Raw genomic sequence first — 20,131 nt, 5'->3', positions numbered from 1 at the left:
TTGTTTCCCGCCACCTTGTCCAAGGCAGGCACATCACATTCCCAATGCACCAAACCGCGCTGAACCTGTCTCGTTTTACAAGAGGCTGGCGCGATTAGTCGATTTGCTCTAAGATTTAATAGAACGATCGTGCTAAATTTCAGCGTCGGATCGAATTCTCTCTTATAATTCCCAATTAAGATTTACGTTAACGTCAATTCAGATTTTTCTATTTTCAATAAAAGGCATAACGATGAAAGTATTAGTACCAGTCAAGCGTGTCGTCGACTACAACGTCAAGGTGCGAGTCAAGTCGGACGGCAGCGGCGTAGATATTGCTAACGTCAAGATGTCGATGAATCCGTTTGACGAAATCGCGGTGGAGGAAGCCACGCGCCTGAAAGAAGGCGGCAAAGTGACGGAAGTGATCGCCATTTCCTGCGGCGTGACGCAATGCCAGGAAACGCTGCGCACGGCAATGGCGATCGGCGCCGACCGCGGCATCCTGGTCGATACCGCCGATACCGACCTGCAACCGCTGGCGGTAGCCAAATTGTTGAAGGCGGTGGCTGACAAGGAACAGCCGCAGCTGATCATCCTCGGCAAGCAGGCGATCGATGACGATTGCAACCAGACCGGCCAGATGCTGGCTGCGCTGCTGGGCTGGCCGCAAGCGACCTTTGCTTCCAAGGTCGTGCTGGAAGACGGCAAGGTCACGGTCACGCGCGAAGTCGACGGCGGACTGGAAACCATCGCCCTGACGCTGCCGGCCATCATCACAACCGATTTGCGCCTGAATGAGCCGCGTTACGTGACGCTGCCGAACATCATGAAAGCCAAGAAGAAAACGCTGGACGTGTTCAAGCCGGCCGACCTGGGCGTGGATGCCGCACCGCGCCTGAAGACGCTGAAAGTAGTGGAGCCGGCCAAGCGCAGCGCCGGCATCAAGGTGCCTGACGTAGCGACCCTGGTCGCCAAGCTGAAGAACGAAGCCAAGGTCCTGTAAGCGATTGCAGAGCCGGCGAATTTCCAAACCACTATTCAAGAACCAGGCGTAACGCCGCATCAGTGCCAGCACGATGCAGGCGAGCCACATATAAATCAGGAGCCCACATGACAGCCCTAGTCATCGCTGAACACGATAATGCCTCATTAAAAGGCAGTACCCTCAACACCGTCACCGCCGCCAGCCAATGCGGCGGCGAAGTCCACGTGCTGGTCGCAGGCAGCAACTGCGGCGCGGCAGCCCAGGCCGCGGCCCAGCTGGCTGGCGTCAGCAAAGTATTAGTGGCGGACGCCGCTTATTTCGCTGACGGCCTCGCCGAGAACGTCGCCGAACAGGTATTGGCCCTGGCCGCCGGCTACAGCCATATCCTGGCGCCGGCTACCGCCTACGGTAAAAACATCTTGCCGCGCGTCGCCGCCAAGCTGGACGTCGGCCAGATCTCCGAAATCACCAAGGTCGACAGCCCCGACACCTTCGAGCGTCCTATCTACGCCGGCAACGCCATCGCTACCGTGCAATCGAGCGACGCCACCAAAGTCATCACCGTCCGCACCACCGGCTTTGACGCTGCTGCCGGCGGCGGTTCTGCTGCCGTTGAGAATGTCACGGCGGCTGCCGACTTCGGCAAATCGGCATTTGTCTCGCGCGAACTGGCCAAGTCGGATCGTCCTGAGCTGACTGCAGCCAAGATCATCGTATCCGGCGGCCGCGGCATGGGTTCCGCTGAAAATTTCAAGATCCTGGAACCGCTGGCTGACAAGCTCGGCGCTGCCATGGGCGCTTCGCGCGCGGCGGTCGACGCCGGTTTCGTGCCGAACGACTGGCAGGTCGGGCAAACCGGCAAGATCGTGGCGCCGCAGCTGTATATCGCAGTCGGCATTTCCGGCGCGATCCAGCATCTGGCCGGGATGAAGGATTCCAAGGTGATCGTCGCTATCAACAAAGACGAAGAAGCGCCGATTTTCTCGGTGGCGGATTACGGCATTGTCGGCGACCTGTTCGAGATCGTGCCGCAACTGGTGGCCGAACTGGGCTAAGCCGCCGGCGGGCGCTGCATGGCGCCCACTTGTCAATGGAACGCATACGGGTGGTATTGCAGGTGCTGGCAGAGTCAGGCCTGGCGATGCCACCCGAATTTTTAGGAGTAGCTCATGAGTTATGTAGCGCCGTTGAAAGACATGCTGTTCGTGCTGAACGAACTGGCCGGCCTGGAGCAGGTCAGCACGCTGCCGGGTTGCGAAGACGCGACGCCGGAAACCGTGGAAGCCGTATTGCAGGAGAACGCCAAGTTTTGCAGCGAGGTGGTGGCGCCTTTGAACCGTAGCGGCGACCAGGAGCCGAGCTATTGGCATGACGGCGAAGTCACTACCAGCAAGGGTTTCAAGGAAGCATTCAAGGCATTTGCCGAAGCCGGCTGGCAAGGCGTGCAGCATCCGGTCGAATTCGGCGGCCAGGGTTTGCCCAAGCTGGTGGCGACGCCTTGCATAGAGATGCTGAATGCAGCCAACCTGTCATTCGCGCTGTGCCCGCTGTTGAGCGACGGCGCCATCGAAGCCTTGCTGACTGCGGGCAGCGATGAGCAAAAGCGGATTTACCTGGAGAACCTGGTATCGGGAAAATGGACCGGCACCATGAACCTGACCGAGCCGCAAGCCGGTTCCGACCTGGCGCTGGTGCGCACCCGTGCGGTGCCGCAGGGCGACGGCACTTACAAGGTTTCCGGCACCAAGATTTTCATCACGTACGGTGAACACGATATGGCTGAAAACATCGTGCACCTGGTGCTGGCGCGTACGCCGAATGCGCCGGAAGGAGTGAAGGGCATTTCACTGTTCATCGTGCCGAAATTCATGGTCAACGCAGACGGTACGCCGGGCGCGCGCAACGATGTTCATTGCGTTTCGCTGGAACACAAGCTGGGCATCAAGGCCAGCCCGACCGCGGTGTTGCAGTTCGGCGATAACGGCGGTGCTGTCGGCACCCTGGTGGGGGAAGAGAATCGCGGCCTCGAATACATGTTCATCATGATGAACGCTGCGCGTTTTGCGGTCGGCTTGCAAGGCATCAGCGTGGCTGAGCGCGCTTACCAGAAAGCGCTGGCCTATGCCAAGGATCGCGTGCAATCGCGCGACCTGGCAGGCTCTGCCGGCGCCGTGACCATCATCCACCAGCCCGATGTGCGCCGCATGCTGATGAGCATGCGTTCACAGACCGAGGCCGCGCGTGCGCTGGCTTATGTCACCGCGGCGGCCCACGATGCGGCCCATCATCATGGCGACGCTGAGACGCGCAAGGCCAACCAGGCGTTTTATGAATACATGGTGCCTGTGGTCAAAGGCTGGTCGACCGAGATTTCGATCGATGTCGCCTCGACCGGCGTGCAGATCCACGGCGGCATGGGTTTCATCGAGGAAACCGGCGCTGCGCAGTTCTATCGCGATGCGCGCATCCTGACGATTTACGAAGGCACCACGGCGATCCAGGCCAACGACCTGGTCGGCCGCAAGACTGCGCGCGACGGCGGTGCGGTTGCCAAGGCCATCATCGCCCAGGTGCGTGCTACGCAAGCCGAGCTGGCGGGCAGCGGTGCGGCTGACCTGGTCGCCATCGGCAAGCAGCTGGCCAGCGGCGCCGATGCCCTGGAGCAGGTGGTCGCCTACGTGGTCGACAACCTGAAGAGCGATATCAAGGGCGTGTTTGCCGGCAGCGTGCCGTACCTGAAGCTGGCCGGCATCGTGCTGGGCGGCTGGCAGCTCGGACGAGCGGCGCTGGTGGCAACGCAAAAACTGCAATCGGCGACGGGCGACAGCAATTTCTACCAAGCCAAGATCGGTACGGCGCGTTTCTTTGCCGAGCATATCCTGTCCCAGGCCGACGCTTACCGCATCTCGATAGTCGAAGGCAGCAGCGGGGTGATGGCGTTGACGGAAGATCAGTTCTGATTTTTTTGCCGATGTATGCCGATGTAAAAAAGCAGCCGGAATTGAAGGCTGCTTTTTTTTTTCGATGCGCGCCACGGATTCAGCCGTAGGCGCCGCCGGTGAACAGCAGGTCGAAAGTACGGGCAATGGCGCCGATCAAGGCAATTGCGCCGCAACCCAGGGTCAGCACCACCAGCAGCACCACAAACCAGCTGGAGTCCGATTTGCGGCCGGAGTCCGGGTTATATTGGGCATCCCATTTTTCATCCGGGGTCAGTCCAATGACCAGCGATTCGATACAGGCAATCAGGCCCGAGATGATCAGCGGCCCGAACAGGAATGCCGTTTGCTGGTTTTGTCCCCACGACATGTAAGCCAGCAGGGAAATTGGCAAAGTGGCAAGGTGCAGCCAGCCCCAGGCGTCCTTGATTCCTCTCAGGTAGAAGCGATGCAAGCCGATGCTGCCGAATACGGTAGCCGTGAAAGTGGCGAGAGTCTTGTTCTTGTGGGGTTGGGTCATGTGCGGGATGGAAGGGGCTGGAACATGTAAAAAAAGAAGGCAATCCTTGCATCAAGTGGGAATATTGCTAATATACGGGCTTGGCTATCGCCACTGATGTTTCCGAAGTGCAGCATGCATGTCGGAAAGCAGATTGAGGGCGTAGTGTACAGCCTGCTTCAATAGAATGTCACTTTGATAGTCAGGCCCGCTCGCGGCATAGCGTCGCGGAGCGTTTTAGAGCCCTGCAAATACCTGTTTGACGTAGTGAAACCACACCCATGGCCTGCTTTGGTTGCGGGAGCGGCTCACTTTGCGTTATAATTTGCGGCTTTTTCCGTGTTCGAACACTTTTTGGAAACATTATGGTCGTTATTCGTTTATCCCGTGGTGGCGCAAAGAAGCGTCCTTTTTACAACATCGTAGCTACTGATTCGCGCAATCGCCGTGACGGTCGCTTCATCGAGCGTATCGGCTTCTACAATCCGGTAGCTTCCGGTGCAGAAGAGACTTTCCGCATTGCTCAGGACCGCCTGACGCATTGGCAAGGTGTTGGCGCGCAATTGTCGCCGACCGTTGCACGTCTGGTTGCCGACGCTGCCAAGAAAACTGCTTAATCAAGCAGTTTGAATCGCCAGGTCATCCGATGAGCGCGTCAGTAAACTTGTCGGCCACGGCACCAGCTGGAACTGCAATACCTTCAGATTTGGTGGTGGTCGGTTACATTACTGGCGCCTACGGTATTAATGGCTGGGTGCGGATCAAACCGTATTCAGCGGACGCAGATGCACTGTTGCACGCCAAGACATGGTGGCTGGGCCGGCAGAATTCGCCGGAATTGCACGATGTCGAGATGATGCAGGCGAAAAACCACAGTGGCGACATTGTGGCGCGCCTGATGGGTGTGGCAGGGCGCGATGCGGCCGAAGCCATGAAGGGCAGTGTGGTGCATATCCCGCGCAGCCATTTCCCGGCGCTTGCCGACGATGAATTCTATTGGGTCGACCTGATCGGCCTGGTGGTTGAGAATCTGCAAGGCGAGCATCTGGGCGTGGTTGCTGATCTGATGGACAATGGCGCGCATCCGATTCTTCGGATCACGGCGCCGGCAGCCGCGGATCAAGACAAGGCCGCACCGGAATTATTGATCCCGTTTGTCGAGCAGTTCGTCAAGACGGTAGATCAGCAAGCAAAGAAAATCACGGTTGACTGGGGACTGGATTATTAAATCCGGAGCTGGAACCAGGCAGCCAAAGCAGCAAACAAGATCGCAAGCGAAACAAGAAGGTGAGCGGTATGCAATTTGATGTCGTCACACTGTTTCCCGAGATGTTTGCCGCATTGACGCAATCGGGTATTACCCGGCGTGCGTTTGAGCAGAAAAAATGTGAACTGGCGTTGTGGAATCCGCGTGATTTCACCACCGACAACCACCGTACCGTGGATGACCGGCCTTATGGCGGCGGCCCCGGGATGGTGATGCTGGCGAAACCGCTGGAAGCGGCGATTGAAGCTGCCAAGGCGCGCCAGCTGCAGCAAGACCTGCCGGCGCCGAGAGTCGTCTACCTGTCGCCGCAAGGCCAGCCGCTGACCCATCAGCGCGTCATGGAGTTGCGTACCGAACCCGGTTTGGTATTGCTCTGCGGGCGCTATGAAGCGGTGGACCAGCGTTTGCTGGATCGGTGCGTGGATGAAGAGATCAGCCTTGGCGATTTCGTTTTGTCCGGCGGCGAATTGCCGGCGATGGCGTTGATGGATGCGGTGATCCGGCAATTGCCTGGCGTGTTGAATGACGGCGCCTCGGCGGTCGAAGACAGTTTTGTCAATGGCTTGCTGGATTGTCCGCACTACACCCGGCCGGAACAGTATGAAGGCGTGCCGGTGCCGCCGGTCCTGTTGGGCGGCCATCATGCCGAAATTGAAAAATGGCGGCGCCAGCAGATGTTGTCGGCGACGGCAAAAAAGCGGCCGGACCTGATTCAGAAGATGCGTGCAGCGGGTTTGCTGAGCGCCGCCGATGAAAAGTTTTTACGGAATATGGATTGAGTGCCTGGCCAATAACCGAGCACCCGGTCCGTTGTAGTAGGCAGCAACCAAGCAGTAAGCAAGCAGTAACTAGGGGAGGCCAGCCGGCCACCTGTGTATCAACCCCATCCTCTACTGAGCAGTGCCTGGCAAAAAGCCTTGCACAAAACGGCGTCAGCAAGATGGTATATGGAGCTAAAAATGGACTTGATCCAACAACTTGAGCAAGAAGAAATTGCCCGCCTCGGCAAGAATATCCCTGATTTCGCACCAGGCGATACAGTCGTGGTCAGCGTCAACGTAGTCGAAGGTACGCGCAAGCGCGCCCAGGCTTACGAAGGCGTCGTGATTTCGCGTCGTAACCGTGGTTTGAACTCCAACTTCATCGTCCGCAAGATTTCTTCCGGCGAAGGCGTTGAGCGTACATTCCAGCTGTATTCGCCACTGATCGCTTCGATCGAAGTCAAGCGTCGCGGCGATGTCCGTCGCGCCAAGCTGTACTACCTGCGTGAGCGTTCCGGTAAATCGGCACGTATCAAGGAAAAACTGCCACAACGTCGCAACGCTGCAAAAGCTGCACCAGCAGCAGAGTAAGCCGTTGTCATGCAGGCATAGGTATTGCATGAAAAAAGGGGCGCCGTCAGGCGCCCTTTTTTCATTTGCGCTTCATGATTGCTGCAGGCTGGTTCCGAGCCGCATATTTTTAGTTGCTGTAAAGTAAAATTGCACTAATTGTTATTAACTGTGACGACGATAGGCCATTCGCGGTCATCGCGGTAAAGTATCAAAAGATTGCTAGATTGTTAGAGGAATTTTCTTGGTTAAATTGACTTTCGATCCCCTGATGCTGCCGGTTGATGCGGTTGCCGGCGAATCTGCGCTGGCAACCGAACGGATGAGCGCGGCATGGCTGCGGCAACGGTTCGCGCAGCAGCCGGACTGGCGCCCGGAGCATATCGATAGCCAGACTTTGCAGCGCATGACGCAGCTGCAGGGCAAGCCGGTAACGCCGGCATCGGTGCTGATTCCTATCGTCATGCACGAACAGCAGCCGACCTTGTTGTTTACCCAGCGCGCAGCCCATCTCACCGATCATGCAGGGCAGGTCAGCTTCCCCGGCGGCCGGATGGAAGATAGCGATGCCTCGCCGGTTGAAACGGCTTTGCGCGAAGCGGAAGAAGAGATTGGCCTGGCGCGCAGCCAGGTCGAGGTAATCGGCAGCCTGCCGGAATATTTTACCGGCACCGGCTATCGCGTCACGCCGGTGGTGTGCTTGGTCAATCCGCCGGTCAGCTTGCGCGCCGATCCTGACGAGGTAGCCGAAATTTTTGAAGTCCCGCTGGCGTTCCTGATGGATGGCTTGAATCATCAGTTGCGCAGCTTTGACCTGCCGGACGGCTATCGCCGCACTTTTTATGCAATGCCTTATGAGCGCTTCTTCATTTGGGGGGCGACGGCTGCCATGCTAAGGAATTTGTTTCACTTTCTGCGCGCTTAGATTTATCGTGTGGCGCCGCAGGCAGAAAAAATACGGAAAACAAGTTCAGTACAAGTTTGATTCCGCGTGTGTGCTGCGTTATCGTATGGGATACTGCGATTTTGGACGTTATGGCAAGACCGGCGTGCCGCCACGAAGCGGTCATGAGACGGGATCTTGCAGTGCTATTGCTTTACTTATAAGGCTGGTTAATGACATTTCTCTCTATTCTGTTTGCATTGTTGATCGAGCAACTGAAGCCGCTGCGCGCGGACAATCCCGTGTATGCATGGGTCAAGCAATTTGCGGGCAAGATAGAAGCGTCATTTAATGCGGGACAAGCGCGCCAGGGCCGTTTGGGATGGTTCTGCGTGATCCTGGCGCTGACTGTGCCGACCGCGCTGGTCTACTGGCTGTGCGCGCACATCGGCCACTGGGCCGCGCTGCTGTGGAACGTCCTGATCGTGTACCTGACCCTCGGCTTCCGCCACTACAGCCATTATTTCAGCTCGATCCAGCTGGCGCTCAACACCGGCGACGACGCCACCGCGCGCACCCTGCTGGCTGAATGGACCAAGCTCGACACCACGGATATGGATGTCAGCGAAATCTCCCGCATCGCGGTGGAAAAAGCGCTGATCACCACCCACCGCCATGTATTCGGCGTGTTTTTCTGGTTCCTCATGCCGGTCGGCCCGGCTTGCGCCGTCATGTATCGCGTCGCCGAATACCTGGCGCGCGGCTGGAACGAGCCGGACCACATGCGCAATGAAGCCTTCGGGCGTTTTGCAGCCCAGGCGTTTTACTGGATTGACTGGATTCCGGCGCGCATGACGGCTGCGGCATTTGCGGTCGTCGGCAATTTTGAGGATGCGATCTACGCCTGGCGTAATTTTGCGGATCGCTGGAAAAACGAAACCGACGGCATCATCTTGTCCACCGGCGGCGGCGCCATGGGGGTATTGCTCGGCACGCCGCTGGAAACCGCGATTGCCATCCTGCCGGCCGATGCATCCACGGTTGATTCGACCGCGATGGAAAGCGAAAGCCCGCCGGGCGACGTACCGACGCCGCGCGCGCTGCAAAGCACGGTGGGCCTGGTCTGGCGCGCACTGTTGCTGTGGATGTTCCTGTTGCTGCTGTTGTCGGCGGCGATCTGGTTCGGCTAAGCAGGGCCGGCAGGCGACTGCGCCAGATGGTGTCTTGGTCTTCTATAAGATATAATACGTAAGAATCGCTTACGTAAATGAGTAACGTGAAAATTGTAGCTTGCTTCTATCAGAGGTTAAGCAAATGTCTGTAGCAAGCGTTATAGAAGAAACGAGCTGTACGCATGGCTGATACCATCCAACCTCCTGACGCCGCCGCCCGCGAATTTTTCATCCAAGGTATTACCAGCGATGGCAGGCAGTTCCGTCCCAGCGACTGGGCTGAGCGCCTGTGCGGCGTCATGGCCTGTTTTCGCCCGGAAGGATCGGGCGGCCGCAACGCCCACCTGCAATATTCGCCGTATGTGCGGCCGGTGCTGCTGAACGGCGTGCGCTCGGTCGTCGTCAATGAAGACCTGCGGCAGATTGAGCCATTGGCTTACCATTTTGTGGTCAATTTTGCGAAAGACAACGATCTGCAGATCCTGCATGCCTGCCTGTTGCCGGATGCTGAAACACCAAAACCTGCCTGATTTCTTGCCTGCGCCGGCGAGGGTTCTTGCCACACAGCTTTTAGTTGATTCCCGGCACTAAAAAGAAATCGGCGCGCGACGTTCTCCAGTAAGAAGACCGTGTAATATTTCGCCTATTGTTCGCAATGGAGTAGAAATGTTTCGTCGTGGCTCGTCAATCTTCATACCCATTGCCTCTTTATCCAGTTTGATATTGGGTCTGGCCATTACGCTCGGCTTGTTTGTCTCGGTACGCCACCTCGAATATGAAAAAATGGACGCCGAATTCCGGCGCCTGGCCAGCGGCCACCTGAAGGCCGTGGTGGATGGCCTGGACTCCCTGGTCCATGAGCTGGAAACCGTGAATCGCTTGTTCCTCACGGTGGACGACGTCAGCCGTGAACAGTTCCATACCTTCACGGCGCCGATGCTGCGCCGTTCTCCCTTTATCAAGTCATTGACTTTCCAGCGGGTGCTGACGGCCGCCCAGCGGCCCGCCTATGAAGCGGAAATGCGCAAGCATTTCCCCAATTTCGCGATTCGCCAGCTGAGCGACGGCAAGCCGGCGCCGAGCATAGGCCGGGACCAGTACCGGGTGGTCGACTATGTGGAGCCGATGACAGGGAATGAAAACGTATTCGGCGTCGATGTCGCCCCCAGCTTGCTGCAGGCAGAACCGGGGCAGCGTGCGCGCGACTCCGGCTTGCCCTCGTCTACCGATCTGTTTGCATTGCGCTCCGCCACCAGCGACGGCAAGCTGGCGCTGATTATCCTGATGCCGGTATATCGGCACGGCGCAGCGCTGGACAGCGTCGAGCAGCGTCGCCTTGCATTGATGGGCTATACCAGCGCGGCACTGCGGGCGGATGCTTTCGTCAGCAGTGTCCTGTCGCGCGACGGCGTGCAGGCCCGCGAAGATTTCTACCTGCGGGTATATGCCAGCGCCAAGCCGGAGGAGAGCACTCTGGTATATCGCCAGGGCAATCCGATTGCCCTGTCCAACGCCAGCGACTGGCTGCCCGCCTGGCTGCTGTACGACGCCCCGCAAGACATGTCGCAGACTTTCGAGCTGGCCGGCAAGTCCTGGTATATAGAAGCGTCGGCGCCGCCGCGCGTATTCACCAAGAAGAACGCCGGATCGATCCTGGTGCTGATACTGGGCAGCCTGCTGAGCTGGATGGGCGCCACCTACCTGTATTTCCTGTCGACCCGCTCCAAACGGATCGAGCAGCTGGTGGATGCCCGCACCCAGCAGGTCAGGCTGGCGACGCAGATGATGAAAGAGGACATCGTCGCCCGCAAACGCGCCGAAGACGCCTTGCAGCTGCGCGAGCGCGCCATCGAGTCGAGCGCCAACGCGATCATCATTTCCAGCGCCAAATTACCGGACTACCTGGTGGAGTACGTCAATCCGGCATTCGAGCGGATCACCGGCTACACCGCCAGCGAGATGATCGGCCGCAACCTGGAGATGCTGCATGGCGACGACCACGACCAGATCGGCCTGGAGGAAATCCGCGCCGCATTGCGTGAAAAGCGCAGCGCGAACGCCGTGTTCCGCAGTTATCGCAAGGACGGCACCTTGTTCTGGAACGAACTGTATGTGGCGCCGGTGAAAGACAGTTCCGGGCGCGTCAGCCATTTCGTCACGGCGCTGTACGACATCACGGAAATGAAGAGCTACGAAGCCGAGCTGGAGCACCAGGCCCGCCACGATACCTTGACCGGGCTGGCCAACCGCAACGTGCTGAGCGACCGGCTGAGCCAGGCGATCGTCTACGGCGAGCTGTACGGCCACCGGGTGTGGGTGCTGTTCGTCGATCTCGACCGCTTTAAATTCGTCAACGATACGCTAGGCCACAATGCCGGCGACCAGCTGCTGAAGGAAGTCGCCAGCCGCCTGAAGGCGTTCACGCGCGAGGCGGACACCATCGCGCGCCTGGGCAGCGATGAGTTTGTCCTGATCCTGCCGGAGCGCCTTGAGGAAGAGCTGAGCGTGGGCCTGATCCAAGGCATGATGGATGCGATCGCGCGTCCCTTGCAAATCGAAGGCTACGATTTTTTCCTGAGCTGCAGCATCGGCGTTGCGGTCTACCCGAATGACGGCGAAGACCCGGAAAGCCTGCTCAAGCACGCCGACATCGCCATGTACCGGGCCAAGGAAATGGGGAACAACAATTACCAGTTCTATACCGCGGCGATGAATGAACGCGCGCTGGAACGCTTGCGCATCGAGGGCGACCTGCGCAATGCGATGGAGCGCAAGGAACTGCTGCTCTACTACCAGCCGCAGGTGGATCTGCGCACCGGCCGCATGGTCGGCATGGAAGCGCTGATCCGCTGGAAGCATCCCCAGCTCGGCATGATTTCGCCGACGCGTTTCATCGACCTGGCGGAAGAAACCGGCCTGATCGTGCAGATGGGCGCCTGGGTGATGCATACCGCCTGCGAACAGAATAAGACATGGCAGCGCATGGGGCTGGGTTACCTGCGGATGTCGGTGAACCTGTCGACGCGCCAGTTCTTCCAGCAAAACCTGGTGCAGCAGGTCGCCAAGGTGCTCGAAGAAACCGGGCTGGCGCCGCACTACCTTGAAATCGAGCTGACGGAAAGCCTGGTGATGACGGATGTCGAACTGGCCGTCGGCATCCTGAATGACTTGAAATCGATCGGCGTGCAGCTGTCGATCGACGATTTCGGCACCGGCTATTCGAGCCTGGCCTATCTCAAGAGTTTCCCGATCGACGCGCTGAAGATCGACCAGTCTTTTGTGCGCGACATCACGGTTGACCAGGACGACGCGGCGATCGTGGCCTCGATCATTTCCCTGGCTCATAACCTGCGCCTGCAGGTAATCGCCGAAGGCGTCGAAACGCAAGAGCAGTTATCTTATCTGCAGCGCCATCGCTGCGATGAAATGCAAGGTTTCTATTTCAGCGAACCGGTATCGGCGGATGACATCGAAGTCATCCTGCGCGAGGGAAAAGTATTACCATAGGACTCTGTTGGCGCCCTTTGGCTGCGGATTTTGCGGATCTGTCGGGCGTCGTCACTTTTATGGAGATGAAATGGCTACCAGCAGAACCGAACGCGATACCTTTGGCAAGATTGAAGTCCCGGACGAGCGGCTGTGGGGCGCCCAGACCCAGCGCAGCCTGCATCATTTCCATATCTCCAGCGAGCGCATGCCGCCCGAACTGATCGTGGCGCTGGCGGCGGTCAAGCAAGCGTGCGCGCAAGTCAACCTGGATCTCGGCAAGCTGCCGAAAACCCAGGCTGCCGCCATCATCCAGGCGGCGCAAGAGGTCGTGGCGGGACAGCATCCGGACGAGTTTCCACTGTCGGTGTGGCAGACCGGTTCCGGCACCCAGAGCAACATGAACATGAACGAGGTGCTGGCCAACCGCGCCTCGGAAATCCTGGGCGGCGTGCGCGGCGAAGCGCGCCTGGTGCATCCCAACGATGCGGTCAATCTGAGCCAGTCCTCGAACGATATCTTTCCGACGGCGATGCATGTCGCCGCCGCTCTCGCCATCGTCGGCAAGCTGCTGCCGTCGCTGCAAAAACTGCGCGCAACACTGCACAGGAAATCTGCGGATTTCGATGACATCGTCAAGATCGGGCGCACCCACCTGCAGGATGCGACGCCGCTGACGCTGGGCCAGGAGTTCTCAGGTTATGTGGCGCAGCTGGATCTCGCGGAAAAAATCATCAAGGCCGCGCTGGAACCTTTGTGCGACCTGGCGGCCGGCGGCACCGCGGTCGGCACCGGACTCAACGCGCCCAAGGATTTCGGCAGCCGGGTGGCGGCGCAGCTGGCGAAAACTGAAAACCTGCCGTTCCGTACCGCCGACAACAAGTTTGCCGCGCTGGCCGCGCACGACGCCCTGGTTGCCGGCCACGGCGCCTTGAAAACCCTGGCCGCGGCCTTGATGAAAATCGCCAACGATGTGCGCTGGCTGGCGTCAGGGCCGCGTTCCGGCCTGGGCGAGATCAGCATCCCGGAGAACGAGCCGGGCAGCTCGATCATGCCGGGCAAGGTCAACCCGACCCAGTGCGAAGCGCTGACCATGCTGTGCTGCCAGGTGTTCGGCAATGACGTGGCGATCAATTTCGGCGGCGCTTCCGGCAATTTCGAACTGAATGTATTCAAGCCCCTGATCGCCCATAATTTCCTGCAAAGCGTGCGTTTGCTGGCCGACGGCATGGCCAGTTTTGAAGAGCATTGCGCCGACGGCATCGCCGCCAACCGCGACCGCATCGCCGAACTGATGGAACGTTCGCTGATGCTGGTGACGGCGCTGGCGCCGCACATCGGTTATGACCGCGCGGCACAGATCGCCAAGCATGCGCACCACGACGGCAGCACGCTGAAGCAGGCGGCGCTGGCGCTGGGTTATGTGACAGAGCAGGAGTTTGCCGAATGGGTGCAGCCGGCAAAAATGACGTACCCGGAATAAGCGTTTTGCCAGGGCGGCTGATGTTGGCCGTCTTCGGCAGCCGCAGGTTAAATCATGTTACATCGCACCAAACGTGCAGAGCATCCAATACAATGACGCCATAGGGATAATGTCGTTTTCGCAATAGAAAAACAATATTTGTTAAAATGACCCTCCGCTACTGTTGCCCTTGCTTATGCGCTTACTGGTTTTGCTGATCACACCCGACACGCCGCTGCCGTTGCCGGCCATGGGCTGCCGCGCATGATGAAGTGCTTGCGTGCGCCTGCCACTTGCTTGAAGCCCTATCTGTATGGCATGGTTTTTGGCCTGTTGTCCCTGAGCGCGGCCGGCGCCGGCGCCGCCTATCGGGTGGAGATCGAGGCTCCCGGCGATCTGAAGGCTTTGCTTGACCAGCACCTCGACCTGTCGCGCTACAAGGACCGCCAGGACCTGAGCGAGGATCAGCTGAAGTTCCTGGTTGATACGGTCGATGAGCAGGTTACGCAGCTGACCTCGACCGAGGGTTATTTTTCGCCCAAGACCAGCGTCACGGTGGAACCGGGGGAGGTCAAGACCATCCGTTTGAAGGTCGATCCGCAGCAGCGCACCATGGTGTCCGCTGCGACTGTCGGCGTCATCGGCAGTGCCGCCACCGAGATGCCTGAGCGGGTGCGCCAGATACAGCAGAACTGGGGCTTGCCCGCAGGCCAGCCTTTTCGCCAGGCAGACTGGGCCAAGGCCAAGGATGACGGTTTGCAGGTGCTGCTCAAGAAACGCTATCCGGCGGCCAAGGTCGCGCATTCGGAAGCGCGGATCACGCCGGAAGACAATGACGCCGAATTGTCCGTGCAATACGACAGCGGCCCCGCGTTCACACTGGGGGCGCTGCACATCACCGGCACCAAGCGCTACCCGGCCAGCATCATCGAGAACGTCAATCCCTTGCAGGTAGGGGAGGAGTACAGCGTCGACCGCCTGCTGCTGCTGCAGCGCCAGATCCAGAACACGCCATATTTCGGTAATGTGATCGTCAGCATCAATGACGATCCTGCGCAAGCGCTGGAATCGCCGGTGAATGTCCAGGTCACCGAGTTCCAGACGCAGCGGATACGCACCGGGCTGGGTTACGCCTCTGACACCGGAGCCCAGGTGCAAGGCCGCTACACCAACTACAATGTGTTCGGCAAAGCCTGGGTGTTCGACGCCCAGACCAAGATCGAACAGCGCCGCCAATACGGTGCGCTGGACCTGTCGATGCCGCCGGACAAGCGCAGCTTCGTCAACGGCATCAACGGCTCGTACGACCGGACCACCCTGCAGGGCGTCGATTTGCGCAGCATGAAAATCGGCCTGAAGCGCGCCCGCTCGCTGGAAAACTACGATACCGCGCTGACCCTGGATTATTATCGCGACCGCCTGCAGCAGACCGATGGAGCGACCTTGCCGCCGAATACCGTGGTGCAGCCGGGCCAGCACCAGGCCCTGGTGCCTGGATTTGCCTGGGTCAGGCGCGCCGTCGACGATTCCATTTTCCCGCGCAGCGGCCATATCTTTTCGGTGCAGACCGGGTTTGCCGTGAAGGGCTTGCTGACCGACCAGACATTTTTCCGGGCCGATGGCCGCTACAAGCATTATTTCCCGGTAGCGAAACGCGATGTGGTGATCCTGCGCACCGAACTGGGCGGCGTGTTTACCGCCGGTTCCAGCGCCGCGGTGCCGGCCTCCTTGCTGTTCCGCGCCGGCGGCAATGAATCGGTGCGCGGCTATAGTTACGACAGTATCGGCAATGCGCAGAACGGCACCGTCTATCCGACCAAGTACATGGTGACCGGCAGCGCCGAATACCAGCACTGGCTGACCCGGCAATGGGGCGGCGCCGTGTTTTACGATATCGGCACCGCCACCGACAGCTGGGCCGACCGCGCTACCAAGGTCGGCACCGGTCTCGGCGTGCGTTACCGCAGCCCGGTCGGGACGGTGAATGTCGACCTTGCCTACGGCGTCCAGGCCAAGCAGTTCCGGCCGCATATTTCGCTGGGCATCGCCTTCTGATTTTTCTTTTCAAGATTGAACGCATGACCGAAGCAGCCATCTCCAAGGAATCAGCCAGCCCGCCGCCGAACAAGAACGGCGGAGGCATGCGCTGGCTGTGGCGGACGCTTGCGGTTTTGCCGTTGCTGACGCTGGTGCTGACAGGCTCGCTGTTTTTCGGCATCCATTCCGAATCCGGCGCCCGGGCCATGTGGCAATTGGCCACCTGGGCAATGCATGGCAATTTGTCCGGGCAGCTGGCCGGCGGCACGGTTGCGGACGGTCTGCAGTTGCGCAACGTGGTCTATCGCGACGCCACCCAGCAATACAAGATTGACCGGATCGACGCAAAGTGGCATGTGAACCTGTCGCCGCTCAAGCTGGATGTCGCTTACCTGCACGTAGGCAATGTCGACGCCCGGCTGGAGCCGACGCCGCCGGAACCGACCGTCATGCCGGCCAGCCTGGCGCTGCCGCTGCCGCTGCCGCTGCAACTGGCGCTCAATGATGTTTCGCTGGACAAGCTATCCCTGCACCAAGGATTGAGTACGACTGAACTGAGCCGCCTGCAGCTGCATGGAGAGTCCGACGGCACCCAGCATAACCTGGTGCTGGAACGGCTTGACACGCCATACGGCAAGGCCAGCGCCAAACTCAGCCTGAACGGCGTGAAGCCGTTTGCGTTGAGCGGCGGGGCGGATTTGAGCGGCGAATACCAGAAAGAAAAATACCAGGTGGACGCGGTGTTGTCCGGCACCCTGGCGCTGCTGGACATAGGCTTGAATGCACGCGGCGACAAATTGAGTGGAACTGCGAAGATTGCCGCGACGCCGTTTGCACCCATCCCGTTCCAGCAGCTTGAATTGAACGCCGCCCACATCAATCCGAAACTGTTCAGCAGCAGCGCGCCGCAGGCCGACCTCAGCCTGCAGGTTGCGCTGAAGCCGGAGATGCCTGCTGCCGCTGCTGCTGCGGCCGGCAGCGCGCCGGCTGTGGTGGACTTGGCGACGCTGACGGTGAGCGGACCGATACGCATCGCCAATGCCAACGCCGGCGCGCTGGACCAGGACCGCTTGCCGCTGGTCAGCGCCGGCGCCGAATTGCGGCTCGATACCCAGGTCCAGCAATTGTCGCGGCTGCAGCTGAAACTGCTGAAAGACGCCAGCATCAGCGGCCAGGGCGAATACCATGGCGACGGCAAGAACAAGGGCAACGGTGAATTCAGTTTCGACGTTGCCGGCCTGGATCTGCAGGCGCTGCACGGCAAGCTGAAGCCGACGCAGTTGCGCGGGCCGCTCAAGGTCAGGCTGACGCCGGAAAACCAGCAGATCAGCCTGGACCTGGCCGACGCCAACTACAAGGCAAAACTGGAAACCGTGATCGACGCCAAACAGATCGCCGTGAAAACGGCGCAGCTGGCAGCCGGGGCGGCGCGTCTCGATGCCACTGGCAGCCTGGAACGCGGCGCCGGAATGGCCTACGCGGTAAAAGGCAGCCTGCGCGATTTCAATCCCTTCCTCTGGATCGACAGCGCGGCTCCGGCGAAAAGCGCTGCCAAGGGTGCAGCAAAATCCGGTAGCGCCGTCAGCGCTCCTAAAGCCAAGGCTGTGACGGCAAACATCAACATGGATATCGACGCCAGCGGCAACCTGGAGCCGGAACTGAAGGTGAAGCTCAAGTTCGCCATCCGCGATAGCCGCTACGACCAGCTGCCGATGACCGGCAGCGGCTTGCTCAACCTGGCCGGCGCGCGCTTGCTGCCTAGCGACGTTGCGCTGTCGGTGGCCGGCAACGAACTGCAGGCCAAGGGCAGCTTCGGCGCTGCCGGCGACCGCCTGGTCTTGAAGCTTGATGCGCCGCAGCTGCAGGGCCTGGGTTTCGGCATTTCCGGCGCCGTACACCTGGACGGCCAGCTCAGCGGAACCTTGCAAAAGCCGAATGTGCAAGCCACGTATCGTGCCGAAAAACTGGCCTATGGCGAACATCGGGCGGATAGCCTGTCAGGGCAGGCCGATATACAGGCGGACCTGAACGCCAAGCTCAATTCCGCCGCCAACCGGCTGGTCCTTAGCGTAGAGGGCCGCGGCTTGCATAGCGCCGACATGGCGCTCGACAAGCTGAGCCTGAACCTGGCCGGCACGTATGGCGCCCATACCCTGAAGCTGGACAGCAGCGGCACCCTGCGCGGCAAACCTTTGCACCTGACCTTGGCAGCGCAAGGCCAGCTGAACGAAAGCAAGGCCGGATACGGCTGGCAGGGCCAGCTCAGCGAATTGCAGAACCAAGGCACGCCGCGCATCAGCCTGGCGGCGCCGCTGGCGGTCAGCGCCGAGGCGGGGCGCGTGGTGCTGGGCGCAAGCCGCTTGAATGTGGCCGATGCGCAGGTCGACCTGAAAAATTTCAGCTACGACCATGGAAAAATCCGTTCGGCCGGCAGCGTCAATGCGCTCAACGTAGCGACGATACTTGGCCTGGCGCATGAGTTCGGCGGCCCCGAACTTCCTTTGAAGACGGACCTGGTGCTGGATAGCAGCTGGGATTTTTCGCTGGCGGAGACCGTCGGCGGTTACCTGCAGATCGTCCGCCGCAGCGGCGACCTGCGCGTCAATCCGGGACGCGGCGACATCAGCCTCGGTTTGTCGGAGCTGAAGCTGCGGGCAGACCTGCAGGGCGGCCAGGTCAGGCTGGATAGCCGGCTGGCGGCTTCCAGGATAGGGACGCTGGACGCGCAGCTGCAACTGGCCCTGCAGCATGGCGACAGCGGCTGGGCCGCCAGCGACAGTTCGGCGTTGTCCGGCCAGGCCAGGTTGCAGGTGCCGCAATTGAAATCCATCGGCGCGCTGATCGGACCGCAGGTTGCGCTGGATGGCAGCCTGGCGCTGGACCTGAGCCTGGGCGGCCAGCTGGGCAAGCCGATGCTGTCAGGCAAAGTCGCCGGCGACCAGCTTGCCGTCACCCTGTTCGACCAGGGCATCAAGCTGAAGGACGGCACGGCGCGCCTGAACCTGGCGGACAACGTGGTCGAGCTGCAGCAGCTGGAATTCCACGGCGGCGACGGCACCATACGCGCCACCGGCCGGCTGCAGCTCGGCCATGACAATCCTGACCTGACTGCCAGCGTGGTCGCCGACCGCCTGCAGCTGTTCGCCAGCCCGGACCGCCAGCTGATGCTGTCGGGCCAGGCCAAGATCGCCAACGTCAAGGAGCAGCTGCACGTCGACGGTAAGTTCACGGTCGACAAAGCGCTGTTCGACCTGCCGAAGAGCAGCGCGCCGGTGCTGGGCGACGATGTGGTCATCGTGCGCAAGGAAGTGAAGGCGCGCGCAACGCCGTTGACCGAGCAGGAACGCCTGGCCAAGGCAGCGCAGAAACCGGCCGGCGGCGCCACCCCGGTGATGAATGTGGAAGTCGATTTCGGCAGCGATTTCCGCTTCCGCGGCAGCGGCGCCGACCTGCTGCTGCGTGGCGCCATGCAGGTCCGCAGCGAACCTTACCAGCCCCTGCGCGCCACCGGCACGATCCGGGTCGCGAGCGGCAGCTACGAAGTGTTTGGCCGCAAGCTGGCGATCGAGCGCGGACTGATCAATTTCCAGGGGGCGATCGACAATCCGAATATCAACATCCTCGCCATGAAGCGCAACCAGGAAGTCGAAGCGGGCGCCGAGATCACAGGCAATCCAGGCAACCTGCGGGTCAAGCTGGTATCGGAGCCGAACGTGTCGGACGAGGAAAAACTCTCCTGGCTGATGTTCGGCCACGGCAGCGACAGTTCTGCGCTGGGCCAGCGCCAGGCCGCCGGCCAGGCGCTGGCGCTGCTGGGAAATTATGGCGGCAAGAAGATTGCCCAAGGCATCGGGTTCGACGAATTCTCGATCGGTTCCAGCGACTCCGGCATCGAAAACGAGCAGGTGGTCAGCCTGGGCAAGGTCATCACCGAGAAGATCAACCTGGGTTACGAACAGAGCCTGACCAGCGCCGCCAGCATCTTGAAACTGACCTGGCAATTTTCACGGCGCTGGTCGATGGTGATGCGCGGCGGCACCATCAACGGCCTGGAAGTCCTGTACAACTTGCGCTTCGATTAATCCTGG

The 20,131-nt window shown here is 60.1% G+C and carries 15 protein-coding genes; 14 read left to right on the top strand and 1 reads right to left on the bottom strand.

The annotated features are described in order from the left end of the window. Positions 1-232 precede the first annotated feature (232 nt). The 3 genes from V8G57_RS04290 to V8G57_RS04280 all read left to right on the top strand — a co-directional run bounded on the left by V8G57_RS04290 (position 233) and on the right by V8G57_RS04280 (position 3,927). Positions 233-985, top strand: a complete 753-nt coding sequence (locus tag V8G57_RS04290; protein ID WP_092396175.1) for an electron transfer flavoprotein subunit beta/FixA family protein — start codon at positions 233-235, stop codon at positions 983-985. Between the two features lie 107 nt (positions 986-1,092). Next, positions 1,093-2,022, top strand: coding sequence for an FAD-binding protein (locus V8G57_RS04285; protein ID WP_144738707.1), 930 nt, complete (start codon positions 1,093-1,095; stop codon positions 2,020-2,022). A 114-nt stretch (positions 2,023-2,136) separates the two neighbouring features. Then, positions 2,137-3,927: an acyl-CoA dehydrogenase gene (locus V8G57_RS04280; protein WP_342828316.1), complete on the top strand. Its 1,791-nt coding sequence runs from the start codon at positions 2,137-2,139 to the stop codon at positions 3,925-3,927. Positions 3,928-4,006: 79 nt separating this feature from the next. Here V8G57_RS04280 and V8G57_RS04275 read toward each other — a convergent pair whose 3' ends face one another. Continuing rightward, on the bottom strand, positions 4,007-4,426 hold the full coding sequence (locus tag V8G57_RS04275) for an NINE protein (RefSeq protein WP_342828314.1): 420 nt from the start codon (positions 4,424-4,426) through the stop codon (positions 4,007-4,009). A gap of 344 nt (positions 4,427-4,770) precedes the next feature. Between V8G57_RS04275 and rpsP the strand changes: the two genes are divergently transcribed. The 11 genes from rpsP to V8G57_RS04220 all read left to right on the top strand — a co-directional run bounded on the left by rpsP (position 4,771) and on the right by V8G57_RS04220 (position 20,125). Further along, entirely contained in the window at positions 4,771-5,022 is a 252-nt protein-coding gene (gene rpsP / locus V8G57_RS04270; RefSeq protein WP_061534110.1) for a 30S ribosomal protein S16, read from the top strand. Positions 5,023-5,051: 29 nt separating this feature from the next. Further along, positions 5,052-5,633 (top strand): ribosome maturation factor RimM, encoded by a 582-nt coding sequence (gene rimM, locus V8G57_RS04265; protein ID WP_092396183.1) that lies wholly within the window; start codon positions 5,052-5,054, stop codon positions 5,631-5,633. Positions 5,634-5,701: 68 nt separating this feature from the next. Continuing rightward, positions 5,702-6,451: a tRNA (guanosine(37)-N1)-methyltransferase TrmD gene (gene trmD, locus V8G57_RS04260; protein WP_342828309.1), complete on the top strand. Its 750-nt coding sequence runs from the start codon at positions 5,702-5,704 to the stop codon at positions 6,449-6,451. 180 nt (positions 6,452-6,631) lie between these two features. Further along, the gene (rplS, locus tag V8G57_RS04255; protein WP_092396187.1) at positions 6,632-7,024 is read left to right on the top strand and encodes a 50S ribosomal protein L19; all 393 of its coding nucleotides are present in this window, start codon (positions 6,632-6,634) and stop codon (positions 7,022-7,024) included. A 223-nt stretch (positions 7,025-7,247) separates the two neighbouring features. Further along, positions 7,248-7,928: a CoA pyrophosphatase gene (locus tag V8G57_RS04250; RefSeq protein ID WP_342828308.1), complete on the top strand. Its 681-nt coding sequence runs from the start codon at positions 7,248-7,250 to the stop codon at positions 7,926-7,928. A gap of 191 nt (positions 7,929-8,119) precedes the next feature. Further along, complete coding sequence (locus V8G57_RS04245; protein ID WP_092396189.1) at positions 8,120-9,076, top strand: CobD/CbiB family protein; 957 nt, start codon at positions 8,120-8,122, stop codon at positions 9,074-9,076. Between the two features lie 164 nt (positions 9,077-9,240). Continuing rightward, positions 9,241-9,588, top strand: a complete 348-nt coding sequence (locus tag V8G57_RS04240; protein WP_092396191.1) for a DUF3579 domain-containing protein — start codon at positions 9,241-9,243, stop codon at positions 9,586-9,588. 193 nt (positions 9,589-9,781) lie between these two features. Next, positions 9,782-12,565 (top strand): bifunctional diguanylate cyclase/phosphodiesterase, encoded by a 2,784-nt coding sequence (locus V8G57_RS04235; protein WP_342828307.1) that lies wholly within the window; start codon positions 9,782-9,784, stop codon positions 12,563-12,565. A gap of 70 nt (positions 12,566-12,635) precedes the next feature. Further along, a complete protein-coding gene (gene fumC / locus V8G57_RS04230; protein ID WP_342828306.1) occupies positions 12,636-14,027 on the top strand; it encodes a class II fumarate hydratase in 1,392 nt (463 codons plus the stop codon). Between the two features lie 243 nt (positions 14,028-14,270). Further along, positions 14,271-16,061 carry an autotransporter assembly complex protein TamA gene (locus tag V8G57_RS04225; RefSeq protein ID WP_425458220.1) on the top strand — a complete coding sequence of 597 codons (1,791 nt, stop codon included), beginning with the start codon at positions 14,271-14,273 and terminating at the stop codon, positions 16,059-16,061. A 23-nt stretch (positions 16,062-16,084) separates the two neighbouring features. Beyond that, positions 16,085-20,125: a translocation/assembly module TamB domain-containing protein gene (locus tag V8G57_RS04220; RefSeq protein ID WP_342828305.1), complete on the top strand. Its 4,041-nt coding sequence runs from the start codon at positions 16,085-16,087 to the stop codon at positions 20,123-20,125. Positions 20,126-20,131: the final 6 nt, after the last annotated feature.

Source organism: Collimonas rhizosphaerae, assembly GCF_038896935.1.
Classification (GTDB): Bacteria; Pseudomonadota; Gammaproteobacteria; order Burkholderiales; family Burkholderiaceae_D; genus Collimonas; species Collimonas rhizosphaerae.
Note: the sequence above shows the minus strand (reverse complement) of the source record. Positions and strands in the feature narration are given on the sequence as shown.

Excerpts from the sequence above, each read along its gene's own strand:
- rplS (WP_092396187.1), top strand. The coding sequence starts at position 6,632 with ATGGACTTGATCCAACAACTTGAGCAAGAAGAAATTGCCCGCCTCGGC.
- fumC (WP_342828306.1), top strand. The coding sequence starts at position 12,636 with ATGGCTACCAGCAGAACCGAACGCGATACCTTTGGCAAGATTGAAGTC.
- trmD (WP_342828309.1), top strand. The coding sequence starts at position 5,702 with ATGCAATTTGATGTCGTCACACTGTTTCCCGAGATGTTTGCCGCATTG.
- V8G57_RS04285 (WP_144738707.1), top strand. The coding sequence starts at position 1,093 with ATGACAGCCCTAGTCATCGCTGAACACGATAATGCCTCATTAAAAGGC.
- rpsP (WP_061534110.1), top strand. The coding sequence starts at position 4,771 with ATGGTCGTTATTCGTTTATCCCGTGGTGGCGCAAAGAAGCGTCCTTTT.
- V8G57_RS04245 (WP_092396189.1), top strand. The coding sequence starts at position 8,120 with ATGACATTTCTCTCTATTCTGTTTGCATTGTTGATCGAGCAACTGAAG.
- V8G57_RS04275 (WP_342828314.1), bottom strand. The coding sequence starts at position 4,426 with ATGACCCAACCCCACAAGAACAAGACTCTCGCCACTTTCACGGCTACC.
- V8G57_RS04240 (WP_092396191.1), top strand. The coding sequence starts at position 9,241 with ATGGCTGATACCATCCAACCTCCTGACGCCGCCGCCCGCGAATTTTTC.
- V8G57_RS04280 (WP_342828316.1), top strand. The coding sequence starts at position 2,137 with ATGAGTTATGTAGCGCCGTTGAAAGACATGCTGTTCGTGCTGAACGAA.
- V8G57_RS04225 (WP_425458220.1), top strand. The coding sequence starts at position 14,271 with ATGATGAAGTGCTTGCGTGCGCCTGCCACTTGCTTGAAGCCCTATCTG.
- V8G57_RS04290 (WP_092396175.1), top strand. The coding sequence starts at position 233 with ATGAAAGTATTAGTACCAGTCAAGCGTGTCGTCGACTACAACGTCAAG.
- V8G57_RS04220 (WP_342828305.1), top strand. The coding sequence starts at position 16,085 with ATGACCGAAGCAGCCATCTCCAAGGAATCAGCCAGCCCGCCGCCGAAC.
- rimM (WP_092396183.1), top strand. The coding sequence starts at position 5,052 with ATGAGCGCGTCAGTAAACTTGTCGGCCACGGCACCAGCTGGAACTGCA.